The organism is Pyruvatibacter sp., assembly GCF_040219635.1.
Lineage (GTDB): Bacteria > Pseudomonadota > Alphaproteobacteria > CGMCC-115125 > CGMCC-115125 > Pyruvatibacter.
This window is the reverse complement of sequence record NZ_JAVJSC010000009.1, coordinates 26,124-49,240: the sequence shown is the minus strand read 5'-3', so window position 1 is coordinate 49,240 and position 23,117 is coordinate 26,124. Positions and strand designations below refer to the sequence as shown.

Here is a 23,117-nt window from a genome sequence, read left to right as displayed (position 1 = left end):
GGCCACGTCAATGCAGTCTGGCGTGCAGTGTGGTGTTTTGCCTGCTAGAAGCTGCGCGCAATCTCGCGGAACAGATGAAACGTCTCGTTCTCGCGGTATGAACTTTCCTGCAGGTCAACGGCATAGTTGCTATTGGCGGAAAGTTTGACGATGACCACGCCGTGCGTCGGGTTCACATACACAAACTGGTTGTAAACGCCGATGCCGGAATACTCGCCTTCATCGCCGTCCAGCACCCACCACTGGTAGCCGTAGCCAACGGGCAGGAAGGGGTCGCCTGCGACTTCCGGTGTCAGGTGCGGTGCATCCGGCGTGACGGACGCTTTAGCCCAGTCTGCGGGTACAATCTGCGTGCCGTTCCACATGCCGCCATTGCGGTAAAGCTCGCCCAGCTTTGCATAGTCGCGGGCCGTGGCGTTGAAGCCGCCGAACGCCATTTCCATACCCTCGGAGTCGGTCAGCCAGTAGGCATCGTTTTCGGCCCCCAGCGGCTGCCAGAGTTTTTCAGCCATGTAGTCGGCAATGGAGCGGCCCGTCGTTTTTACCAACAGCGCACCAAGTACCTGGGTGTCGGTGGAATTGTAATGGTTGACGGTGCCCGGCTCGTTGGCGCGGGCGAGCGTGCTCATGAAGTCGTTAAGGGAGCCGCCCAGCGCGAAGATGCGGCCGAAGCGGTTGATGTCGGAGTCAGGGTCTGAATAGTCCTCGTTCCATGCGGTGCCGGATGACATCTGCAACACATCCTTGATGCGCACGCCGTCGTACGACGAGCCTGCAAGTTCCGGCAGATAGTCGGAGATTGGCTGCTCGATGCTTGCGATATGGCCTTCGTCGACGGCAATGCCGATCAACGCTGACACAAAACTCTTGGCAACGGACATGGACAGCCATTGCTGGTCGCGTCCGCCGGTCAGCATGTAGCGTTCGAGCACCACCGCGCCGTCCTTGAGAACAAGCAATGCGCTGGTGTCGGTTTCAGTCAGGAACGTTTCGGTATCCACCGCGTTGCCCTTGAACGTGAAGCTCTCAGGCAGGGTGATGGGGTCGCCGTCGGGAAAATTATAGGGCGTGGTGGAAGCGGGCACGGTGTTGACGGGGAACATCTCGTCCATGCGGTGAAAATTGTCATATTGCTCAGCGCCGGTGAACAACGTGGCGATAGTGGACGCACGGTCGATGTTCTGGCTGAAGAACCACAGCGAGCCCGTCACCAGCACCACAACCAGTGCGATGACGCCGAGAATAATCTTTTTCATTTGGCTGTTCCCCTGAATGCGGCTCCTGAGATGAGCTTTGGCGGGGACAATAGGGCACGCAGCGCTCTGCGGCTAACGGATATATCCGCGGTCCGAGCCCATGGTGCCTGTACGCCGGGCGTAACGGGCGCGCTCAAAGGCGTTGTCCAGCCTGTCGGCGCGGCTGGCGCGTTTGCGGCCCGCAACAAGGCCGACCAGAAGAATGAAAAAGACAAACGCCAGCGCGCCGCCTATGAGCCAGATGATTTCCATTGGCGTCGTCTCCCCAAGAAAGAGCGTGCGGTACACCGGCCTGCGCGCCCAGAGACAATCCCCTTCGTCACCCACACAGTGTCGCAAAAATGTGCCGGAGTTGTGGCATCCCGCTGCTTTCATCGCTGCCTGTGGACCTGTTGCTAAACCAAACCTTTACCCGGCCTCCGCCACAGTGCGGTATGGCGGACGTGTGTTTGGCGCGGCATCGCCTTTTGGAGCTTGTGTCCCGTGACGAAGCGGCATCTTTCCCAGGCCGATATTGCCGCCCTGCTTGCCGGGCCAACGGAAGATGTGCGCGCGGAAATTGCGCTCAAGGTTGGCGGGCAGGTGAGTGCGGGCGTGCTCACGGGCGACGAACGATTGATTGCCAACGATATTTTGCGGCTGATGGTGCGCGATGCTGCGGATCGTGTGCGCCAGGCAATGGCGCAGTCGATTGCCAACACAAAAGATGTGCCACGCGAGGTGGCGCTGAAGCTGGCCCATGACATTGACGATATCGCGGTGCCTTTCTTGGGCTCATCTCCGGCGCTGAGCGATGAGGATCTTGTGTCCATCGTGCGCGCGGGCAGTGATGAAAAGTCCATCGCGGTGGCCGGACGTGCGGGGCTTGGCTCCGATGTATGTGATGCCATTGCCAATGATGGCGGCAAGGACGCGGTGGTGCGGATGCTGGGCAATGAGGGCGCGGAGATTGCGCCCGCCTCATTTGGCACGGTGATGGAGCGGTGGCAGGGCGATGAAGACCTGGCTGACACAATGGCGTGCCGCCAGTCGCTGCCGGTGACGGTTGCTGAACGGCTGGTTGCGTTTGTATCAGACGAAATAAGGGTGCGTTTGATGTCGCGGCACGCACTGCGCGAGGACATCGCCGCGCGCATGGCCATCGAAGCGCGGGAGATGGCAACCATAAGTCTGCTCGACGGGCTTGATGATGTTGAGAACTTTGACCGGCTGATGGACCATCTGCATGTGTCTGGCCGGTTGACGGGCACGCTTATTCTGCGTGCTGCGTGTCTGGGCGAGATGCGGTTTGTTGAGCATGCCCTTGCCCGCCTGACACGTATCATGCCTGCGCGGGCATGGACGCTGGTGCACGATACTGGTGGTCTTGGATTGCGTGCCTTGTTTCAGCGTGCGGAACTTGCAAGCGAGCTTTACCTGCCGCTGCGCACGGCAGTAGATGTGTTTCACGAAACAGGCATGAACGGCGCGCCGCGCGATCGTGAACATTTCCGGCGTACACTGATAGAACGCATTCTCACGCAGACGGATAGTCTGAGCGGAAAGGAAATGGATTTCCTGCTGTATCAGATTTCCCGACAGGAACTGAAAATCACTCAGCCGGATGCGGCAACGGGTTGAGCCGCCATTGCTGACGTTGTCACCCGGCCATGATGGCTTTGCCGATGGTGATGATCTGGATTTCTGTTGTGCCACCACCCAGCTCCAGCAGCTTTGCATCGCGGGCAAGACGCTCCACTACATATTCAGACATGTAGCCGTTGCCTGCCAGAATGTGGATCGATTCCATCGCCACGCGGGTGCCTGCTTCGGCCACAAAAAGTTTGCCGGCGCAGGCGTCCAGTATGTCCATCTCCTCGCTTGAATAGACAATGCGCCGTGCGTTGGAGAGATCCACATACATGCGCGCGAGGCGGTTCTGGATGAGCTGATAATGGCCGATTGCCTGGCCGCCCTGTTCGCGGGTCTTGGCGTAGTCAACGGCAATGTCGTAGCAGCGCTCGGCAATGGCGTAGGACAAAACGGCAATGCCGATGCGCTCGGACGCCAGCGACTTGCGCACATGGTCGCGGTCCTTCATGCCGCCGCCCAGCAGGTTTTCAGCGGGCACGCGCACATCATCCAGAAACACCTGTCCAGTGGGTGACGATTTCATGCCCATCTTGTCGAACGGCTTGGATGTGTCCACGCCCTTGAAGCCGCGCTCGACGATGAAGGCCTGAATGGAGCCGTCTTCGGTGTTGCGGGCATAGACCAGAAAAACGTCCGCATACGGCGCGTTGGTGATGAAGGTTTTTGACCCGTTCAGCACATAGTCGTCGCCGTCCGGCCGGGCGCTTGTTTTCATCGAGCCGAAGGCGTCTGACCCGGCGCCTGGTTCGGTGAGACACCATGAGCCGGTTTTCTCGCCGCGCATCACGTCGGGCACATATTTTTTGATCTGGTCCGGCGTGCCTTTGCTGCGGACGTTTGAGCCGAAGAGGCCCACGCTTGCGCCCCACGACATGGCAAAGCCTGGGTTCACGCGCGCCAGCTCGATTTGTACCTGGGTGCGGGCAAAGCGCATCAGGGCGGCAGTATCCGGATCATTCGGCCTGTCAGCGGCATCAGTGTCGCTTTTGACGCCGCCGGTTTTTTCCAGTTTATCGGCGTCGCCGGCAAGGCCCAGATCGCCGACCATTTTCTTCATCAGCGGATACGGGTTTTCGCCTGCTTCGAGCGCTGCTGTATGCGGGTCAATTTCCGCCATCATGTATTTGCGGAAGTGGTCACGCATCGCCACTTGTTCGGGCGAAAAACTCGCGGGGGTGTATTGAGTGGCGGGCAGGTCCATCGGGCGATCCTTGCAAAACGAAATTGGTTTTGCGGCGGATCATGGCCCTGATTGCCGGCCGACGGCAATGCGTGGCGGGGTGACTAGAAGGCCAGTGCCCGCGACAGGCGCTGGTGCCATTTGCTCAATAGCCCCTCAGACGCCGCGTCATCGGCGGTTTTTGCAGGTGCCGTTGCGTCATGTGGTGAGGGCACACGCAAGCGGGCGATGCGTGCCTGCGTGCCTGAGCCTTGATCTGTCATGAGATCAATTTGCGCAGCCCCGCGCACAACACGGACGCGTGGCGGTTTGGCTGTCGGGACAGGTGCCTGAGGAAGAACCAACTGCTCAAGCGGCTGTTTTGCGGGAGTGGGGGCGGGTGCCGTCACGGCGTGTGCTTCTGGTGTGAAGCCGGCCAGGGCGTGCGGCGTCAGGGGCGGCGAAATGGCGTTGCCCTGCGCAAGTTCAAAGCCGAGCGAGGGCAGAAGGCTTATGGTCTGCGGCGTTTCAGCGCCCACGGCGGTGGTGGTCATGGCGTTGTCGCGGGCATAGGCGATGCGGCTTTGCATCAGGCCAAGGCCGGTACCTTCAAGGCGGCTGGCGAACTGGATGATGGCCTGTCCGCCAATTTTCAATTCGCCGAATGAGGATGGGTCGAGGGTTTGGGGGTCGGCCGCTTTGAAGTCAATCAGCGGTTCTGCGGCGCATTCCAGTGCAAGGCCAATGCCGATTTCCGACAGCGCATGAATGGTGGCTTTGGCGCGGTCAGGTTCTGCCGCAAGGCCGCGCTCGGGGAGGTCCAGCACGAGCCGGGAAGGGTCCACATCTGCCGTGTTGAGTGCCAGGCGAATGGATATGGGCAAGGAGCCGTCGGCCAGTTCTTCGGGGGCAACGTTGACCGAAATTGTCAGGTTTTCATCGTGGGTGCGCCAGCGGGCCAGTTGGGCAATAGCCTCACCCAGCACATAGCGGGTCAGTTCCTGACTGCGCCCCTGCCGCGCCAGCACGGGCAAAAAAAGTGCCGGGGGAATGACGCCGAATTGCGGGTGCTGCCAGCGCGCGAAACTCTCCGCGCCCATCAACCTGCCGTCTGACAGGCGGATTTTCGGCTGGAAAACCAGGCGGAAATGCCGCGCTGCAAAAGCGTCGTCAATCTCGGTGTTGGTGAGACGGAACGAATTGCGGTACATCACGCCCTCAAGCTATTCGCATTTGTTGGCCGCTAAACTCCGGGTTTTCGGAGCTTGTGCTGACGCTACACAACAAAAGTTAACGGCCGCTCATGAGCTTTGCGCGCAATCGATTTACGTTTGCGTCATTCATGGCAGCGCTGCGGGGAAATATTCGTGACTGATAAAAAAGCAGAGAAGCCGCTTATTCCGGCGGCGACAATCCTGATGTTGCGCGACGGGGATACGGGGCTGGAAGTGTTCATGGTGGTGCGTCACCACCAGATTGATTTTGCGTCGGGTGCGCTGGTGTTTCCCGGTGGCAAGCTGGCGCCCGGCGATAAGGAGCCGAAGGTGCGCGGGCTATGCGACGGGGCCGACGGTCTTGATGACACGCTGCTGGCGCTGCGTGTTGGTGCTATCCGCGAGGCGTTTGAAGAGTCCGGCGTGTTGCTGGCGCGTGATGCGGGCGGCGCTGTTATTGACGGTCCCCGGCTTTCAGCGCTGGAAGCCGACCGGCCGTTGCTGGACAAGGGCGAGTTGGCCATAGGTGATTTTCTGGAGCGCGAGACCCTGCGGCTGGCGTGCGATATGCTGCACCCGTATTCGCACTGGATCACGCCCAAAATGATGCCCAAGCGCTTTGACACCCACTTTTATCTGGCTGATGCGCCAGCCGACCACGTGGCCATGCATGATGGCTCTGAAGGCGTGGATTCGGTGTGGATCAACCCGTCGGATGCGCTGCGCGAGGCTGACGAAGGCAAGCGCACAATCATTTTTCCCACGCGGATGAATCTCGAAAAACTGGCCGAAAGCAAAACGGTGGCGGAGGCAATGGCGGCCGCGAAGGCGCGCAGCATTGTGACCGTTGAGCCGGTTGTTGAGGATGTGGACGGCACAATGATGCTGAAAATACCCGCCGAAGCCGGATACAGCGTCACGCAGATTGCCATTGATAAAATGGGCTAGCGCCTATTTGGCGTCATCCAGCCCCAGCAGGCTATGCGCGCGGCTTTCAAGTTCCGTCGCCAGCGCGTCGGCCGTTTTGTCGCAGTGGCCGTCAGCGTGACGCACATCGCGGGTGGCGCGGATGGCATCTACATGCGCTTCAAGTAATGTCAGGGCCTGTGCGGCGTGGTGTTCGAATGCAACGCCGCCGCGCTCCGTCAACAGCGTGATGAGGCTTGTGGCAAAGCGGTCTGCGGCCGGGTTGTTACCCGTCCTTGCTATGCCCTTGAGGTCCATGGCAGCACGTTCTATGGATCGGCGAACGGCAGTGTCGTCGGGTGCACTGCATACAGCGACACGGCACTGTTGCAGCGCGTCAATTGCGTCTGCCACCCATGCCTCACACTCGCGCTTGATGTTGTCCAGCGCATTGTCGGCGGCAGCCAACGGGTCATACACGGATGGTGTGGCTGATTTGAGTTTGGCGCGCAGCACGTTGGGTGGCGTGATGTATTCAATTGGTTTGCCCGGTTTTTTGCCGGATTTTTTTTGGCTTTGCTTTTTTGCTGAGACTGAGGCCATGCCAATGCCGCGGGGTTAAGCCGCGTCCTCCGCCTGGTCATCTATTTCAAACAGATCGGTGCTTGCATTTTCGTCTTCACGACGTTCCGGGCCCTGGTAGAACGAGCTGTCCTTGCGGCGGCGGTCGGGACCAAAGAATTGTGGCGTGCGCACGAAGGGCCGCGGATTTTCAATCACCATTTGCAACCTTGATAACAGCCCCTTGGGTGTAATCGGTTTCGCCAGATACTCGGTCACACCCGCCTCGCGAGCAGCCAGAATGCTGCTGCGTGTGGTGTGGCCTGTGAGCATGATGATGGGCAGATACGGATTGGGCACGCCGTCGCCCCTGCGCACTGCGCGCGTCAGTTCAATGCCGTCCATTGGCTCCATCTGCCAATCAGCAATCATCACGTCCACCGGGTACTGCGACAGATAGGTCAGTGCGGCCTCGCCATTTTCTGCTGCGGAAATGTTGCGGCAGCCAAATGCGGTCAGAATTGTGCGCGCAAGGCGGCGTATGTGGATGTTGTCATCCACGAGCAGAACGGTCAGACGGCTGAAGTCATAGGTATCCATCGGCTGGGTCCATCGGCCGGGGCGCTCAAATAGCGTGATCCGTGGGAGCAGTATGGGCGACGAGCGTTAAGAGCCGTTAAACCCTGCCGCTCAATTTGTCGGCTTTTTAGACTCTTTTCGCTGGCCAAGGCTGAATGCCAGCGGCGCGCCAATCACCACCATGGCGATCCGCAATACGTGCATGGCGGAGACAAAGGCTGTGTCGATGCCCAGAATGAGGGCGATCAAAGCCATTTCGGCCAATCCGCCGGGGGCAAACGACAGCACCAGCACATCAGCGGGACGGTCCAGCAGGTCAGTCAGGCTGTAGGCGGCTAAAGCGGCTGCGGCCACCATCACGATGCCGGACACAAGCCCTGCCGAGATGATCCGCCGGGCGTCGCCCAGGGTCAGCCCGGCAAAGCGGCAGCCGATGGAGGCCCCGACCACCACCTGTGCCGCTGCGACAATTTCAGCGGGTGGCTTGGCGGTTGAATAGGCTGCCAGATGCACCGCAGCGCTGAGAACCATTGGCCCGATGAGCGCGCCCGCAGGCACGCGCACGAGCTTGCCAAGGGGGACGCCCAGCAGGGCGCAGGCGCTCAACATCACGGCTTCGTAACCCGACAGATCAAGCAACGAGCCCACGTCTTTTGGTAGCGCGGGGATTTCAAGCCCTTCCACAACGCGGAAATAAACCGGGATGGTGGCGACAACCACCAGAATGCGGGTGGCATGGATAAGGCTGATGGTGCGGATATCCGCGCCCAGTGCATGGCCCATGATGGCCATTTCAGACAGTCCGCCGGGGGTGGCTGAAAAGTATGCTGTGACCGGATCATATTTCGCGCCATAGCGGAAAATGACAAAGCCGATGGATGTGACCAGCACGATGAACAGCGCCAGCGCCAGCACGTCGGGCCACCAGCCGGGGATCTGGCCCAGCAGGTCCGGCGTGAAGGCGCTGCCAAGCATCACGCCGAGCACGGCAATCATGGTGGTGCGCAGCCACGCATAGACACCAAGCTCTGCGAGGCCAGCCATGGCGATGCCGGTTGTGACGAACATGGCCCCCAGCATCCATGCGAGGGGTGCACCCGCGACCGCGAAGACAGCCCCGCCTGCGGTAGCGATCACCAGCGTGCGGATGACTGTTTTAAGGGGCGGGGGCGTAGAGCCGGGCAGGGCCAGGCCGCCCGCGGCAAAGGCGTTTGCGGCCTGGTTGAGCGCAGGTTTTTCAGCCGTCACGGCAAAAACTGTTCCGCGATGATGCGCTCATCCAGGTTGCGGTCGCGGTCAAACAGCATGTGCAGGCTTTTGTCTCCCGCTTCTTCAATGCTGGCGGTGCGGATAGACCGAAACTCCTGATGGTCAGCCACCGCGCTGACCGGACGCTTGGAGGCCTCCAGCACGTCAATGCGCACACACGCATCGTGACGCAGCAGCGCGCCACGCCAGCGGCGCGGGCGGAAGGCGCTGATGGGAGTGAGGGCCAGCAGTTGCGCGCCGAGCGGCAGAATTGGTCCGTGGGCGGAGAGGTTGTAGGCAGTGGAGCCTGCAGGCGTTGCCACCAGAAGGCCGTCGCACACCAACTCGTCCATCCGCGTTTTGCCGTCGATGACAATGCGCAGCTTGGCGGCCTGATAGGTTTCGCGCAGCATTGACACTTCGTTGATGGCCAATGCTTCATGCCGCTCGCCGTCGGTGCCTTCCACGTTCACCCGCAGGGGGTGAATGGTGGTGTGCTCGGCTGCTTCAATGCGCTGCGGCAAATCATCTTCGGCATAGTCGTTCATCAAAAAGCCGACAGAGCCGCAGTTCATGCCGTAAATGGGTTTGCCGGTGTGCAACTGCGCATGAAGCGTTTGTAGCATCAGCCCGTCACCGCCCAGCGCCACCACGGCGCGGGCTGTTGCCGGGTCCGCATTGCCATAGCGCGCCACAAGACGCGTAAAGGCAGCCTGGGCTTCTTCATGGGGGCTTGCCACGAATGCGAGATTATCAAGGGCCATTTTTTGATGCGGCTTTATACTGAGGTATCAGGTGAGGGCGGACCTTAGCCCAAGCGGGCGCGTTGCGGAAATGGGCATAGTGCCTGATGCGCGGGAGGCTGGTATGAGCGGTATGGCGAATGCGGATAAAGTCGTTTTTATCTATACAACAGTTGCGTCCATGGATGCAGCGGATGCAATCGCGGACACACTTGTTGGTGCGCGGCTTGCTGCGTGCGCCAATATCGTGCCGGGTATGCAGTCTGTATATCGGTGGAACGGACAAATTGCCCGCGAGCAGGAGATAGTCGTCATTCTCAAAACGCGCAAAGGGCTGGAGCGTGAGGCTATCAAGGCGGTCTGTGCTGTACACCCCTATGATGTGCCTGCGGTGACGGCGTTTGCCGCGTCATCTGTGTCTGGTGATTTTGCGGCTTGGATTGGTGCTGAGACCAGCCTCGATCATGATGAGTCGGCGCGGGCGGAAAAAGCAAAGCACACGGATCAGGAGTAGTCATGACGGCGTCTTACATACTGTCTATCGATCAGGGCACCACGTCATCGCGGGCCATATTGTTTGACGCGCAGGGCACGCCGGGGGCCAGCGGGCAAAAGGAACTGACCCAGCATTTTCCCGATGACGGCTGGGTGGAGCATGACGCCACCGAAATATGGTCCGACACGCTGGCTGTCTGCCGCGAGGCGCTGGCCGGGGTGGACATTGGCGACGTTGCCGCCATCGGCATCACCAATCAGCGCGAAACAACCGTTGTGTGGGACCGGGCAACCGGGGAACCCGTGCATCGCGCCATCGTATGGCAGGACCGGCGCACCGCCGACATGTGCGCGCGGCTCAGGGCTGAGGGGCATGAGGCGATGTTTCAACAGCGCACCGGGCTGCTTTTGGATTCATATTTTTCCGGCACCAAGGTTGCGTGGATTCTGGACAATGTGGACGGGGCGCGGGCACGTGCCCGGAAGGGCGAATTGTGCTTCGGCACGATTGATAGCTGGCTGGTGTACAAACTCACAGGCGGCGACGTGCACGCAACGGATGTCACCAACGCATCGCGCACCTTGATGTTCAACATCGAAACCCAGGACTGGGATGACGAGCTGCTGGCCGTGCTTGGCGTGCCGCGCGAGATGTTGCCGCGGGTGCTGGATCCGTCGGCTGTATTCGGCACCACATCGCAGGAGTTGTTTGGGGCGTCCATTCCCGTGGCGGGCATTTTGGGCGATCAGCAGGCGGCTACCGTCGGGCAGGCGTGCTTCGCGCCGGGGCTGATGAAGTCCACCTACGGCACCGGCTGTTTCGCGCTGGTGAATACCGGCACCACAAAAGTCGATAGTGCCAACCGGCTGCTTGGCACCGTGGCCTACAGGTTTGGCGGCAAGCCGACCTATGCGCTGGAAGGCTCCATCTTCATGGCCGGGGCCACCGTGCAGTGGCTGCGCGACAAGATGGGGCTGATTACCTCGGCATCGGAAACGCAAGCGCTGGCACAGCAGGCAGACCCGAAGTCGCATGTGTATCTGGTGCCTGCCTTTACCGGGCTGGGCGCGCCTTACTGGGATCCACATGCGCGCGGCACCATTGTGGGCATGACGCGGGATACGGGGCGCGCGGAAATTGTCAGTGCGGCGCTTGAGGCAGTTGCCTTCCAGACGCGCGACCTGATGGATGCCATGGCGGATGACATGCGCCGTGCCGGGCTGACCGCGCCCACCGAACTGCGGGTGGATGGCGGCATGGTGGCCAATGACTGGTTCTGCCAGGTGCTGGCCGACACGCTGGGGCGGCCCATCGCGCGCCCCGCGGTGACAGAAACCACATCGTTGGGGGCAGCTTTTGCGGCGGGGCTTACGGTAGGGCTGTTCAAATCGACGGATGACGTTGAAGCGATCTGGAAGCTGGACCAAACGTTTGAGCCGCAGAAAACCGACGACTGGCGGGCTGAGCGCTACGCGGGCTGGCAGGATGCGGTGTCGCGGGCACGGGTGGAGACCTGAGGCCGCCGGTGCCGGTTGCGCCACATCATTCGGGTGCGCGGCATCTTTCCGCTATACTCCTGCGAACGGCGCAAGGCACCGCAGACGTGCCGGGCTGTATGGGAGACATGACGGGAGGACGGCGGATGAGCGCGCTCATAGATCAACTCAAGGATCTTCTGGGGCCGACCGGGTATCTGGAAGGGGCCGACGTTGAGGCGAAGGCCAGTTCCGGCTGGAGCCATGTGGGCAATCCGCCGCTGGTGCTGCGGCCCGCCACCACCAACGAAGTTTCTCAGATCATGAAGCTGTGCCACGAGGCCGGTCAGTCTGTTGTCGCCTGGGGCGGGCTGACGGGGCTGGTGGAAAGTGCACGCGCTGTTGAAGGCGAACTGGCGCTGTCGCTTGAGCGTATGCACGCCATTGAGGAAGTGGATGAGCTTGCGGGCACGGCCACGGTTCAGGCCGGGGCGGTGTTGCAGACGGTGCAGGAGGAGATCGAGAAGCACGGGCTTATTCTGCCGCTGGATCTGGGCGCGCGGGGCTCTGCCACGATCGGTGGCAATGTTGCCACCAATGCGGGCGGTAACCGTGTAATTCGCTACGGCATGATGCGCGACATGGTGCTGGGCCTTGAGGTGGTGCTGGCAGACGGCACGGTTCTGTCGTCGCTGGGCAAGATGATCAAAGACAATGCGGGATACGACCTCAAGCAGTTGTTTATCGGCTCTGAGGGTACGCTTGGCATTGTCACCCGTGTTGTGGTGCGGCTGCGGCGCAAGCCTGATAGTCAGGACACGGCGTTTGTGGCGGTGGACAGTTTCGACAAGTTGCCCAAGTTGCTGGATCTGATGGACAGGCGGCTGGCTGGTACGCTCTCGGCTTTTGAGTGTCTGTGGCAGGATTTTTACAAGCTGCTGACCAACGAGCCTGCACCGCACACGCCGCCGGTGGAGCAGGACTATCCCTATTATGTGCTGATTGAAGCCATGGGGGCCAACCAGCAAAAAGACAGCGAGCGGTTTGAGCTTGCGCTGGAGGATGCGTTTGAAGCCGGCCTGATTGTGGATGCCGTGCTGGCCAAGAGCCAGAGCGAGCGCGACAAGATGTGGGCGATCCGCGATGACGTGGGGCAGGTGGCGCAGAACTGGCCGATTTTCACATTCGACATCAGCCTGCCGGTCAAGGACATGGAAGCCTATGTGACCGAAATGAAAGACCGGCTTTCATCCGCCTACCCGGAGCACACGGCGATGATTTTCGGACATCTTGGGGATGGCAACCTGCATGTGATCGCAGGTGTGGGTGATGACAGCAAGGATGCCCGGCGCGGCGTTGAGGCCTGTGTTTATGAGCCCTTGCGGGCGCGCGGCGGGTCGGTTTCAGCCGAGCATGGGGTGGGTCTCGAAAAGCTGCCTTATTTGGCCTATACCCGCACTCCCGAAGAGATTACGCTGATGCGCACGCTCAAGAACGCGCTTGACCCCAAGGGCATTCTCAATCCGGGCAAGATTTTTTCAGCGCAGCCACTGCGCAGTGCTGCCGAGTAGGCGCGCATACAAAGACCACCACAAGGGAGACACTTTCGATGTCCGTTGCTTTTGAAATGCCAAAATATGACGAGATTGAATCCGTCAAAGACAAAGTATCGCCCGAAGAGTGGCAGACCCGCGTTGACCTTGCAGCGCTCTACCGGCTGGTCGCGTCTCATGGTTGGGATGATCTGTTGTTCACTCACCTTTCAGCACGTGTGCCGGGTCCGGAGCATCATTTTCTGCTCAACCCGTTCGGCATGATGTTTGAGGAAGTCACTGCGTCGTCGCTTGTGAAGGTGGACAAGGACGGCAACAAGGTGATGGACAGTCCGTATGACATCAACCCGGCCGGCTTTACCATTCACTCCGCCGTTCACATGGCGCGCGAAGACGCAAAATGCGTGATGCATCTTCATACGAATGATGGTGTGGCCGTGTCGTCGCAGGCTGCGGGCCTGATGCCGATCACCCAGCACGCCATGCAGTGCGGCGAGATTGCCTATCACGAATATGAAGGCGTGGCGCTGGACCACGAGGAGCGCGATCGCATCGTCAAGGATCTGGGCGACAAGCAGTTCATGCTGTTGCGCAACCACGGCACGCTGACGGTGGGGCCGGATATTCCAGCCGCCTTCCTGGCCATGTATTACCTTGAGCGCGCCTGCACCATGCAGATCCGTGCGCTGGCGGGTGGTGTGGATATCAATAATCCGCCGCAGGGCACCCACGAAAAAGCCACCCACCAAAGCGAAGTGCTGTTTGACGGGTCCGCCAGCCCGCTGGTGTGGCCGCCGATGCTGCGTAAGCTCGACCGGCAGGACCCCACTTACCGCACCTAGCTGCGGGTTGGGCACAGTTTGGGGCGCTGGCTGGTTAAGGCCATTATGTTTTATCGGCAGCGGAAATAATCCCGCTGCCGATTTTCTTTTGCAGATTGACAATTTGTCAGTTTGGGTGAGACTTGATGCATGAATGATGTGACACAGATCAGCGCTGATGGCATCAGCACCGGGGCGTCCAAACAGCACGGGCGTGGCGACACGCGCGCCAAGCTGTTGGCGGCGGCGCAGGAGCTGTTCGTAGCCAAGGGCTTTCACGCCACGCGCCCGCAGGATATTTCGCGCGCGGCAGGTGTTGGCCACGGCACGTTCTATCTGCATTTCAAAGACAAGCAGGCGTGCTTTCTGGCATTCGCCGAGCAGGCAGCGGAAGCGCTTGAAACCTATGTGGAGACGCGGCTCCCCGCAGACGGCACGCCCTATGATGCCATGCGCGAGACCATCCGGCTGACTTACGAGTTTTCGCAGGCGCATCCGGGCATTCTCGCGGCTGCCCTTACCGACATGAGCGTGATTGACGGCGGTGATGGCGGGTCCATTCTGATGGGCCGCTGGGGCATTCAATGGGCAGAGCGTCTGGCGGAATGGAAGAGTGCGGGGCTTATCGGCGCGCATGTGGATACCGATTACGTGGGCTACGCGATCCCTGGAATGATACGTCAGGCCGGCGAGCGGGCGGCGGTGGATGAAGCAGATAAGGTTCAGGTGCTGGATGCGCTGATGGCATTTCTCGCCGCCGGGCTTGGTCTCAGCAAGGAACACTAAAATGCCAGTGACCGATTTTTCAGGGAAAACCGCTTTCATTACCGGCGGTGCCAGCGGTATCGGCCTTGCAATGGCCAGAAGCTTCGCGGCGCGCGGGGCCAATGTGATGCTGGCGGACATTGAAGAAGCACCGCTGAAGGCTGCGGTGGAGCTTTTGTCAAAGAGCAACACGCAGGTGGATGGTGTGGTGCTGGATGTGTCTGACCGCGATGCCATGCGGGCGGCCGCTGCCAAAACCATTGAGCGGTTCGGCAAGGTTCACATTGTTTGCAACAATGCGGGCATTGGCGCGGGCGGGCCGATGGACGAAGTGACGCCGTCGGACTGGGAATGGTCCATTGATGTCAACCTCAAAGGCGTTGTGTGGGGCATTGAAGCCTTCGTGCCACTCATCAAGCAGCACGGTGAGGGCGGCCATGTGGTCAACACGGCGTCGATGGCGGGTCTTGTACCGATCCCAGGATTTGGTCCGTACACGGCAACAAAATATGCCGTGGTCGGTATGTCGGAAGATTTGTCGATGGAGCTTGAGCCGTTCGGCATTGGCGTCTCCGTGCTGTGCCCCGGCTTTGTGAAAACACAGATCGGCACCTCGCGGCGCACGCGCTCTGACAAATATGCAAATGACAAAGCGCCCGATCAGGATGCGATTGCGCAATCCAACCAGGCCATTGAGGCGGGCATTCCCGCCGAGGTGGTGGGGGAGCGCGTGGTGGAGTGCATTCTGGAGAACCGGCTTTATGCGTTCACGCATCCGGAGTTCAAGTCATTCACGGCGGAGCGGTTTGAGCGAATCTCGGCGGATTTTGATGCGGCGGGCGAAAGTGCGTCCGTCAAAAGTGTGTCGCCTGACGCCAAAGAGCACCAGCTGGCAGCGGTTGCAGCCCTGCGCGACGGGCAGGATTAAGCGGTTTTTCAGGGTTGCTGCTGAAAACTATTGCGCACGGATAAATCACACCCCATCTTACTGACATAATTGTCGGGAGGAGTGCCGTCATGGCATCTGCAGATATGTCACCTGAAGCCGAGATTCCGCAGTCGAACTGGTATCAGCCGCGTCTCGCCATGAAGGCGATGGCGAAGCTGATGGAAGATCCTGAAGACACAGCGCAGGTTTTTCGCATCATCCGCGCCATGAGCGGGCCATCCCGGCAAAAGAGCTTCAAGCGTTTTATCAAGTCCCCCGTTGGTCGCCGCGTGATGGCCACACGGCAGGAGCTTGCGACTGTGCTCAATGACCGTGACGCGCTGCGTGCCATGCCCGATGGCTCGCTGGGCCGCGCCTATCTTGAGTTTGTGGAACGCGAGAATCTGTCCGCTGATGGTCTCAAGCAGGCCAATGTGGAAGGTGGTCGCTGGACGCTGACCAAGGACCAGGAACTGTATTCCAACCGCACCCGCGATATGCACGATCTGTGGCACGTCACCACCGGCTATGGCCGTGACGGTCTGGGGGAGTTGTCATTGCTGGCCTTCTCGTTCGCCCAGCTTGGCAATATCGGCATTGCGATGATTATCTATTTCGGCACACGCGGTGGTGTGCGCGAATCCGGCGACAAGCGGCTGTGGAAAGCTGTGTGGGAGGGGTTCCGGAATGGTCGTCGCGCCACCTGGTGGGCCGGTGAGGACTGGGAAGGTCTGCTGCACGCACCCCTCGAAGATGTGCGCAAGCAGCTTGGTGTTGTGCGGCCTGATACTTACCGCAAAGTCTTTGCGGATCATCTGGCAGCGGCACAGGCGCAGGCTCCCGCGCAGGCAGCCTAGGTACTTTTCCGGTCAGGCGACCAGAATGATGTGCACCGCACGCGGACCGTGTGCGCCCATTACCAACGTGGCTTCAATGTCGCCGGTGCGCGATGGGCCGCCGACAAAAATCAATGCACGGGTCATGCCCTGGTTGTCGCGCCCGTCGCGGGCGAGCGTCCACACATCTTCATAGCCGCCGACAATCTCATCCACCCGCAGCACGATGATGTGCCGGTCCGGCAGCAGGCCAAGGCTGACCGGGTATCGGCTGCCGGACATGACGGCCACAGCGCCGGTTTCCGCCACGCCGGCGCGGGCACGGGTCACGGATGTGGCACCATCGAGTGCCTGTCTGTCGATTGTGTCGCTGGTTGAAAGACCGGCGGGTACCCACCCAAGGGGCGCCAGATCATCGTCAGCAGGCAGGGCGACCGCCAAATCCGTTTTCTGCTCGCTCAGATATGCAGCAACTGCTGCGGGCACGGCTTCCATGCCTGTGCAATCCGCGACGGTGCAGCCGAGGGCTATTGCCTTGGTGATGAAAGTATCGCGGGCCTCATCCTTTGTCAGGCGGCCCATGGCGGGCACCAGTTGCGGCGGAGGAGATTGAAGCCGCGCCTTTGCCGCAGCGGGGTCCGTGGTTGTGCGTTTGGCGTCAACGGCCTTGATTTTGGCGAAAATGGCAGCGCGGGCGTCACTCATCGGCGGCGACCCTCTTTGTACTGACTAAGGAAAGTTGGTTCTTTGGGTACTGCCAGGTCGCGCGACTGCGTCCACCCCTTGCCGATAAACGGCAGCCACGAGGCGACAGGTGCGCCGCGCCTTGGCCTGGCGATCAGCCGCAGGCCGATACCAGCCAGGTTAGTGGCGGCACGATAGAGCGACGGCCGTTGGCCCAGCCATGCCCAGACGCCTAATCCCCAGCGCTGGCCCGATGGCGTGAGATGGGCCTCAAACTCCTTTTCGCGCCAGTGCCGCATCATCGAGGGCAGGGGAATGCGCACCGGGCATACGTCTTCGCATTTGCCACAGAAGGTTGAGGCGTTGGGCAGCTTGGCCGCACTTGAAACGCTGGCCAGCGCGGGCGTCCATACAGCCCCCATCGGGCCTGAATAAACCGACCCGTATGTCTGGCCACCAACAGTTGTGAATACCGGGCAGGAGTTGAGACACGCCCCGCAGCGGATGCAGCGCAACATGTCTTCAACCGGCGTGCCCAACATGTCGGTGCGGCCATTATCCACCAGCACCACATCAAACTCCGCAGGGCCGTCCGCATCGCGTTCACGGCGCGGGCCTGAATACAGCGACACGTAGTTGGAGGTTTCCTGACCCGTGGCCGAGCGCGCCAGAATCCGCAGCAGCACGGCCATGTCGTCTAGGGTCGGCACCACTTTTTCGATGCCGGTCACGACGATGTGTTTTTTAGGCAGAGTTGCTGACAGGTCCGCGTTGCCCTCATTGGTGATGAGCGCGATCTGGCCGGTTTCCGCCACCAGAAAGTTTGCGCCGGTAATGCCCACGTCGGCATTCTTGAAGCGTTCGCGCAGCACGATGCGGGCTTCTTCCACCAGCTTTACCTTGTCGTCCACCTTTTGAGTGCGGCCATGCTTCTGGTGGGCTTCGTAAAAGGTGTCAGACACCTGGGCGGCTGTGAGATGCAGCGCGGGGCCAACAATATGAAATGGCTTTTCGTGGCGAAGCTGGATGATGTATTCGCCAAGGTCGGTTTCGACAACATCATAGCCCTTGCCGATCAGGTGGTCGTTGAGTTCCAGTTCTTCGGTCACCATCGACTTTGACTTGATGATGTTTTTGGCACCTGCCTCTTTGCACAGACGTTCGACAATGCTGTTGGCTTCAAGTGCCGTGCGCGCCCAGTGAACGCGTCCGCCTGCTTGCGTTACCCGTGCCTCGAAGGCTTCGAGATAGGTTCCAAGATTTTGAAGGGTATGAACCTTGATGTCGCGGGCGTTGTCGCGCAGCGCTTCAAACTCAGGCAACTGCGAAGCGGTGGCGTCACGCAGCAGCGGAAAAATCTTGCCGAAAATGAACAAGCCTGCCTGCAACTGCTCGTTGCTGATGGCGTCTTTGGCGCGGTCTGAGAACTGTGATGATGTGACGTGCATCAGCGGTTGTCCTCATCTGTCATGCCGGCCAGCACTTCGGCCACATGGTACGCGCGCACCTTGTCGCCCCGGCGGGCAAGGGCGCCTTCCATGTTGAGCAGGCAGCCCACATCGCCGGTGACCAGGGCATCGGCTTGTGTCTTTACAATCTCGTCGGATTTCTTGCGCACCATTTCGCCGGAGACATCCGGATACTTGACGCAGAACAGGCCGCCAAAGCCGCAGCAGACTTCGGCGTCTTCCATCTCCCTGAGCTCGACGCCGTCCATCGCACCAAGCAGCTTGCGCGGTTGGGCTTTCACTTTGAGTTCGCGCAACCCGGAGCACGCATCGTGATAGGTCACGCTGCCGGTGTGCTGTGCCTGGATGCTGCTGACGCCTGCTACATCTGCGAGGAAGGACACAAGTTCATATGTCCTGGCGGCAACCGCCTCCACACGCGCCTTGTCCGGGTCGCCATCGTCAAACAGGCGGGGGTAATGCACGCGCACCATGGCGGCACAGGAGCCTGACGGCACCACCACATAGTCAAACGCTTCAAACAGCGCGACGAAGGAGAGCGCAAAGCTGCGGGCGCTGGCACGGTCGCCGGAATTGTAGTTGGGCTGGCCGCAGCAGGTCTGGTCGCCGGGCACGTCAACGGCAAAGCCCGCATCCTCCAGCAGCGTGAGCGCTGCAAAGCCGACACGGGGCCGCATGGTATTGACCAGGCAGGTGGCAAACAGGCCGATACGCTTTGAGGTGAGCGCGGATTGTGTGGGGGAACGCTGCGACATCCGGATGGTTTTCCTTGGCTTTATTTGGCGCATTAGACCTCTCCGGGGCCACAAGCGCAAATGGGTTTGCAGCCTCATTGACCCTGCCTTTGTGAGCGCGTACCAAGCGCATTGGTCAAGAGGAGCCACCGGGTTTGCGAAAAACTGTTCTGCCGATCAGCGTACTGCTGTTCACAACGCTCATTTTGTATTTCGCCGCCGGGCAGCAGGGCATTCTGGTGCCTGTACGCGCGGGGCTTGAGGGCTTTTCAGACTTTACCATCGGTTTTTTCGGTACGGCCTATGCGTTGGGCTTTATCGCCGGGTGCTACCTCATTCCCGTTGCGCTGACGCGGGTCGGGCATATCCGCACGTTCGGCGTTGTGGCGGCGCTGGCGGCTGTCGGTATGCTGGCAAAGGGGCTGCTGGTTTATCCTGAGGTGTGGTTTGTGCTGCGGGTGGTCGCAGGCTTTGCCATTGCCGGTGCTGCGATGATTATTGAAAGCTGGCTCAATGAGCGCGCCACAAACGAGAACCGCGGCCGGGTTTTTTCCACCTACATGATCGTCTATCTCACGGCCGTTACCGCCGGGCAGATGTCGCTTGTGGCGTTTGATCCGTTGCAGATCACCATGTTTGTTGTCGCGGGCATCCTGTTCATTCTGGCGCTCATTCCAACGTCACTCACCCTGCTGCCCGCTCCCCTGCCGCCGGGCCGCACAGTATTGAACCTGAGCAGGCTCTATACCCTGTCGCCGGTCGGCGCATGGGGGGCGTTTGCCGTGGGGTTGGCGAATGGCGCATTTGGCACGCTTGGCCCGGTCTATGCGCAGACCATCGGCTTCAGCACCACCGGCGTTGCCATTTTCATGAGCCTGGCGCTGGTAGCGGGGGCGTGCGCGCAGTTGCCGTTTGGACGGCTGTCGGATGCGATTGACCGTCGCCGGGTCATTGGCGGTGTGAGCGCCATTGGCGCGGTCGCGGGTATTGCCATGGTTATGTTTGCGTCGCCCGGCCTTGTGGGCTACGCGCTGGTCGTGGGGTTTGGCATCTCGGCATTTTCGCTTTACGGCCTTGTCGTGGCGCACACGAATGACCACGCTGATCCCACGGAGTTTGTGCTGGTATCAGGCGGGTTGCTGCTGGTGTTCGGCATCGGGTCTGCGGTGGGTCCGTTGATCGCTGCGGCGCTCATCACGTTTGGCCTGCAGGCCGGCGTCTTTGTGTTCACGGCGCTTATTCACACGCTGCTTGGCGGCTATGCTGTTTACCGCATCAGCCAGCGCAAGCAGGTGCCGGATGAGGAAAAGGATGTGTTTGTGGCCACCGCGCGGCCCACGTCTCCCGGTGCTGCCATGATGGACCCGCGCTTCGACGACCCGGATGCAGATGCGCATGTAGAGGAGCCGGGCGACCCTATGCCGCCGGGTGGGCGTGTGAGCGGGGGTGACGCAGGCTGAGCGCTGCGGGCAACACAAACACCGTTGCAATCAATAAAAACACCATGGCGATGGTCAGCAGAATGCCGATGCTGGCGGTGCCTGCATGAACCGATATGCCCAGCGCGCCAAACGCACCAATGGTGGTCAGTGTGCTGAGAATAATCGCGCGCGGTGTTGATGATGTCATCAGACGATCAAGCGAGCCGTCCTGCCGGTAGCGCATCAACACGTGAATGCCGTTGTCCACGCCTAGCCCCATGATGAGCGGCAGAACAATGATATTGGCCTGATTGAACGGCATACCGATGAGCACGCCGGTTGCCGTGGTGGCGAGGGCGGCCAGCAGCAGTGGCATCAAAATCAGCGCTGTGTCCGCAAGGCTGCGGGTTGCCATGAAAATGATGATGGTGACGGCGCTCAGCGCCAGCACCAGCGCCGTGATGAAGGCGTTGACCACAATGTCGCCCACGGTTGCTTCCACGACTGCACGCCCGGTGCTGTCGGGGAATGCTGATTTTACATCGCGGACAAACGCATTCAGCTCGCTTGTGCGGGTGACATCACCTGCAGGCAGGCCGATGACGAGGGCTGCACCTGACGGGGAAATGTACCGGTCCAGGATTTCCGGCGGCACCTGGTCAAGCGAGGTGACGGGGCGGGCGTCCAGCACTGCCAGCAGCATCTCAAGCTCGCGCGTTACCTGCGCGGCGACACGGGCGTTGAACTGTATCAGCGCGTCAGAGGGCAGGGCTGCAAGCGCTGCTTCAAGCATGGCGTAGGCAGTGCGGGTTTGCGCATCGGTTGTGTCGGGTGCTGACAGTGAAAGATCGGCAGGCACGGGTGCGGCGGGAGCATTCAGTTTGGCTTTGAGGGGAAACAACAAAAAGGCGGCATCTTCTATCAACAGAAGTTTTTCGGATTGGTCGGCGGGAATGAGCCCCGCGGCTGTGCGCACACTTGCGACTGTAGGCAGCGCGGTGAGACGTTGTGCTATCGGGTCAACCTCTTCCAGCGACGGCACAACCACGTAGGCGGCATAGTCTGTTACCAGCCCTCGTTGTTGCAGGTCGGCCAGCGCCTCGATTGGTTCCGATTGAGCATTCTTGAGCGCGAGCGTTGAAAAATCAAAGCTGGCACGGGTGGCGATAGCAGCAGAGGCAAGCCCGATGGCGATGGCGGCAATAACAATGGTTCGGGCGTGGCGCTCCACCACCGCAAACACACCGGCGGTAACGGCTGAAAACTTTTCCCCGGCGCGGCGCTGGTGCGGCACGCCGCCTGCGGCAAGGCTCGCCGGAATAACCGTGATGGCCGCAATGAAAGCCAGCGCCATACCGCCTCCGGCAATAACACCCAGATCAGCAAAGCCCTTATAGTCGGTCGGCAGAAACGCCAGAAAGCCGATGGCCGACGTCAGCGCGCCCAGCGCGATGGCAGGGCCGACGTCACCAGCGGCTGCCGTGAGGGCCTCCGGCGTGCCCATGCCTGCCTCCACATCCTCCTGTGCGCGCAAGGCAAGGTGGATGGCGAAGTCGATGCCCAGCCCGACAAACAGAATGGCAAAGCTGGCTGACAGCAGGTTGACCTCGCCGATGCTCAGCATCGCCCACGCCATGGACCATACGCCGCCGAGCACGAGCGTCAGCACCAGTACCGAGACGATACGCGCTGACCGCACACCGAAGCCCAGCACGATTGCCAGCATGGCAAATGATAGGGCGCCCGCCAGGCCCAGGCTGTCGCGCACCTGGGTCAGTTCCTCCACCGACAGGGGAATGTTGCCGGTGAGGCGAATCCGATATCCGGCTTCGGGCGTCAGTCCCAGATCAGTTGCGGTCTGGCGGATCACGTCAAGCTTGGCGCGGGGCGACAGAAAGTCGGTTGCGTCTTCGCGGATCTGGATGGTGATGAGTTCAATCGCGGTCTCGGTACCTGCCTGCGCGGTGCCCAGCGACAGGCGTATGGGAGCGTTGTCGTCAGCGGCAAAGGCTGTTGCGGCACGGGTCAGGTCGCGGGCCAGCGTCAGCAGGGCCGGGTTCACGTTGCCGGTCTCGTCAAGCTGGGTTGTGCCCTGACGCAGCAGTGTCAGAAGCCCGCCAAGGCCTTTTTCATCGGTGGCGATGGCGATGCCGGGCTGGGCCTCGACGACGGCATCCAGTTGTGCGGCTATGTCAGGCGTATCGAGGTAGAGCAGGCCGTTGGTCTGAAAAAAAGGCGATGCGGCGGTGGTGAACACATCGCGGTACAGGTCATCGCGGGTGGCGAGCGCCTGCGCCAGGTCAATGGCGCCGCTGCGCGCGGCGCTGCGGGATGCGGCTTCAACCACCACAAGGGTCGTGCGCTTGTAAGCCGGGAACGCCTCGCGAAACGCGTCAAACCGCACCTGAAACTCAGCGTTGGGTGCAATCAATGATGCCTGATCCGCATTCACACGAAAGTGAGTGACCGCAAACCATGCAGCCAGAAGTGTGACAAGCAGCAGCCCCACAAGGGTTGTGCGGGGGTGGCGGGTGATGGCACCCACAATGGTGGCAAGGAATCGTGACATTCAGCTATGGTACATGCTCATGTGAGACGATAGATGACGGCGGGAAACAGTCGTAGCCTGTATGCCGA

22 protein-coding genes are annotated in these 23,117 nt (G+C 60.6%); 10 read left to right on the top strand and 12 right to left on the bottom strand.

What is annotated here, in order from left to right; translation table 11 throughout:
- Nucleotides 1-44: 44 nt before the first annotated feature.
- Together RIB87_RS12460 and RIB87_RS12455 are read right to left on the bottom strand one after the other, a co-directional pair.
- On the bottom strand, nucleotides 45-1,256 hold the full coding sequence (locus RIB87_RS12460) for a serine hydrolase domain-containing protein (RefSeq protein ID WP_350147115.1): 1,212 nt from the start codon (nucleotides 1,254-1,256) through the stop codon (nucleotides 45-47).
- 72 nt (nucleotides 1,257-1,328) lie between these two features.
- Nucleotides 1,329-1,508 carry a hypothetical protein gene (locus RIB87_RS12455; protein WP_350147113.1) on the bottom strand — a complete coding sequence of 60 codons (180 nt, stop codon included), beginning with the start codon at nucleotides 1,506-1,508 and terminating at the stop codon, nucleotides 1,329-1,331.
- Nucleotides 1,509-1,739: 231 nt separating this feature from the next.
- Here RIB87_RS12455 and spbR point away from each other — a divergent pair, with 231 nt between their 5' ends.
- The gene (spbR, locus tag RIB87_RS12450) at nucleotides 1,740-2,876 is read left to right on the top strand and encodes a SpbR family protein (protein ID WP_350147111.1); all 1,137 of its coding nucleotides are present in this window, start codon (nucleotides 1,740-1,742) and stop codon (nucleotides 2,874-2,876) included.
- Between the two features lie 19 nt (nucleotides 2,877-2,895).
- Here the strand turns inward: spbR and RIB87_RS12445 are convergent, their stop codons facing one another.
- Nucleotides 2,896-4,089 (bottom strand): acyl-CoA dehydrogenase family protein, encoded by a 1,194-nt coding sequence (locus RIB87_RS12445; protein WP_350147109.1) that lies wholly within the window; start codon nucleotides 4,087-4,089, stop codon nucleotides 2,896-2,898.
- Nucleotides 4,090-4,172: 83 nt separating this feature from the next.
- A complete protein-coding gene (locus tag RIB87_RS12440) occupies nucleotides 4,173-5,258 on the bottom strand; it encodes an EAL domain-containing protein (protein ID WP_350147107.1) in 1,086 nt (361 codons plus the stop codon).
- A gap of 156 nt (nucleotides 5,259-5,414) precedes the next feature.
- On the opposite strand from RIB87_RS12440, the gene RIB87_RS12435 reads away from it, so the two are divergent.
- Complete coding sequence (locus RIB87_RS12435) at nucleotides 5,415-6,209, top strand: NUDIX hydrolase (protein ID WP_350147105.1); 795 nt, start codon at nucleotides 5,415-5,417, stop codon at nucleotides 6,207-6,209.
- Between the two features lie 3 nt (nucleotides 6,210-6,212).
- On the opposite strand, the gene RIB87_RS12430 is transcribed toward RIB87_RS12435, so the two are convergent.
- From RIB87_RS12430 to RIB87_RS12415, 4 genes are all read right to left on the bottom strand, one after another.
- A complete protein-coding gene (locus RIB87_RS12430) occupies nucleotides 6,213-6,770 on the bottom strand; it encodes a hypothetical protein (protein WP_350147103.1) in 558 nt (185 codons plus the stop codon).
- A 15-nt stretch (nucleotides 6,771-6,785) separates the two neighbouring features.
- Complete coding sequence (locus RIB87_RS12425; protein ID WP_350147101.1) at nucleotides 6,786-7,328, bottom strand: response regulator; 543 nt, start codon at nucleotides 7,326-7,328, stop codon at nucleotides 6,786-6,788.
- A gap of 90 nt (nucleotides 7,329-7,418) precedes the next feature.
- Nucleotides 7,419-8,555: an AbrB family transcriptional regulator gene (locus RIB87_RS12420; protein WP_350147099.1), complete on the bottom strand. Its 1,137-nt coding sequence runs from the start codon at nucleotides 8,553-8,555 to the stop codon at nucleotides 7,419-7,421.
- Nucleotides 8,552-9,319, bottom strand: a complete 768-nt coding sequence (locus tag RIB87_RS12415) for an NAD kinase (protein ID WP_350147097.1) — start codon at nucleotides 9,317-9,319, stop codon at nucleotides 8,552-8,554. Before RIB87_RS12415 ends, RIB87_RS12420 begins: the two co-directional genes overlap by 4 nt.
- A gap of 103 nt (nucleotides 9,320-9,422) precedes the next feature.
- On the opposite strand from RIB87_RS12415, the gene cutA reads away from it, so the two are divergent.
- The 7 genes from cutA to RIB87_RS12380 all read left to right on the top strand — a co-directional run bounded on the left by cutA (nucleotide 9,423) and on the right by RIB87_RS12380 (nucleotide 16,193).
- On the top strand, nucleotides 9,423-9,812 hold the full coding sequence (gene cutA, locus RIB87_RS12410; protein WP_350147095.1) for a divalent-cation tolerance protein CutA: 390 nt from the start codon (nucleotides 9,423-9,425) through the stop codon (nucleotides 9,810-9,812).
- Between the two features lie 2 nt (nucleotides 9,813-9,814).
- Entirely contained in the window at nucleotides 9,815-11,311 is a 1,497-nt protein-coding gene (gene glpK / locus RIB87_RS12405) for a glycerol kinase GlpK (RefSeq protein ID WP_350147093.1), read from the top strand.
- A 125-nt stretch (nucleotides 11,312-11,436) separates the two neighbouring features.
- Nucleotides 11,437-12,840, top strand: coding sequence for an FAD-binding oxidoreductase (locus RIB87_RS12400; protein WP_350147091.1), 1,404 nt, complete (start codon nucleotides 11,437-11,439; stop codon nucleotides 12,838-12,840).
- 56 nt (nucleotides 12,841-12,896) lie between these two features.
- Complete coding sequence (locus tag RIB87_RS12395) at nucleotides 12,897-13,664, top strand: class II aldolase/adducin family protein (RefSeq protein WP_350148212.1); 768 nt, start codon at nucleotides 12,897-12,899, stop codon at nucleotides 13,662-13,664.
- 129 nt (nucleotides 13,665-13,793) lie between these two features.
- Nucleotides 13,794-14,429 (top strand): TetR/AcrR family transcriptional regulator, encoded by a 636-nt coding sequence (locus RIB87_RS12390; protein WP_350147089.1) that lies wholly within the window; start codon nucleotides 13,794-13,796, stop codon nucleotides 14,427-14,429.
- Between the two features lies 1 nt (nucleotide 14,430).
- A complete protein-coding gene (locus RIB87_RS12385) occupies nucleotides 14,431-15,336 on the top strand; it encodes an SDR family NAD(P)-dependent oxidoreductase (RefSeq protein WP_350147087.1) in 906 nt (301 codons plus the stop codon).
- Nucleotides 15,337-15,425: 89 nt separating this feature from the next.
- Entirely contained in the window at nucleotides 15,426-16,193 is a 768-nt protein-coding gene (locus RIB87_RS12380) for a Coq4 family protein (RefSeq protein WP_350147085.1), read from the top strand.
- 12 nt (nucleotides 16,194-16,205) lie between these two features.
- On the opposite strand, the gene RIB87_RS12375 is transcribed toward RIB87_RS12380, so the two are convergent.
- From RIB87_RS12375 to RIB87_RS12365, 3 genes are read right to left on the bottom strand one after another with little or no spacing between them, the layout of a single operon-like run.
- The gene (locus RIB87_RS12375; RefSeq protein ID WP_350147083.1) at nucleotides 16,206-16,877 is read right to left on the bottom strand and encodes a LutC/YkgG family protein; all 672 of its coding nucleotides are present in this window, start codon (nucleotides 16,875-16,877) and stop codon (nucleotides 16,206-16,208) included.
- Nucleotides 16,874-18,304, bottom strand: a complete 1,431-nt coding sequence (locus tag RIB87_RS12370; protein ID WP_350147081.1) for a lactate utilization protein B — start codon at nucleotides 18,302-18,304, stop codon at nucleotides 16,874-16,876. The genes RIB87_RS12375 and RIB87_RS12370 overlap by 4 nt, the downstream gene beginning before the upstream one ends.
- Complete coding sequence (locus tag RIB87_RS12365; RefSeq protein ID WP_350147079.1) at nucleotides 18,304-19,080, bottom strand: (Fe-S)-binding protein; 777 nt, start codon at nucleotides 19,078-19,080, stop codon at nucleotides 18,304-18,306. Before RIB87_RS12365 ends, RIB87_RS12370 begins: the two co-directional genes overlap by 1 nt.
- 134 nt (nucleotides 19,081-19,214) lie before the next feature.
- On the opposite strand from RIB87_RS12365, the gene RIB87_RS12360 reads away from it, so the two are divergent.
- Entirely contained in the window at nucleotides 19,215-20,519 is a 1,305-nt protein-coding gene (locus tag RIB87_RS12360; RefSeq protein ID WP_350147077.1) for an MFS transporter, read from the top strand.
- Here RIB87_RS12360 and RIB87_RS12355 read toward each other — a convergent pair.
- Nucleotides 20,476-23,049, bottom strand: coding sequence for an MMPL family transporter (locus tag RIB87_RS12355; RefSeq protein WP_350147075.1), 2,574 nt, complete (start codon nucleotides 23,047-23,049; stop codon nucleotides 20,476-20,478). The genes RIB87_RS12360 and RIB87_RS12355 overlap by 44 nt on opposite strands.
- Nucleotides 23,050-23,117: the final 68 nt, after the last annotated feature.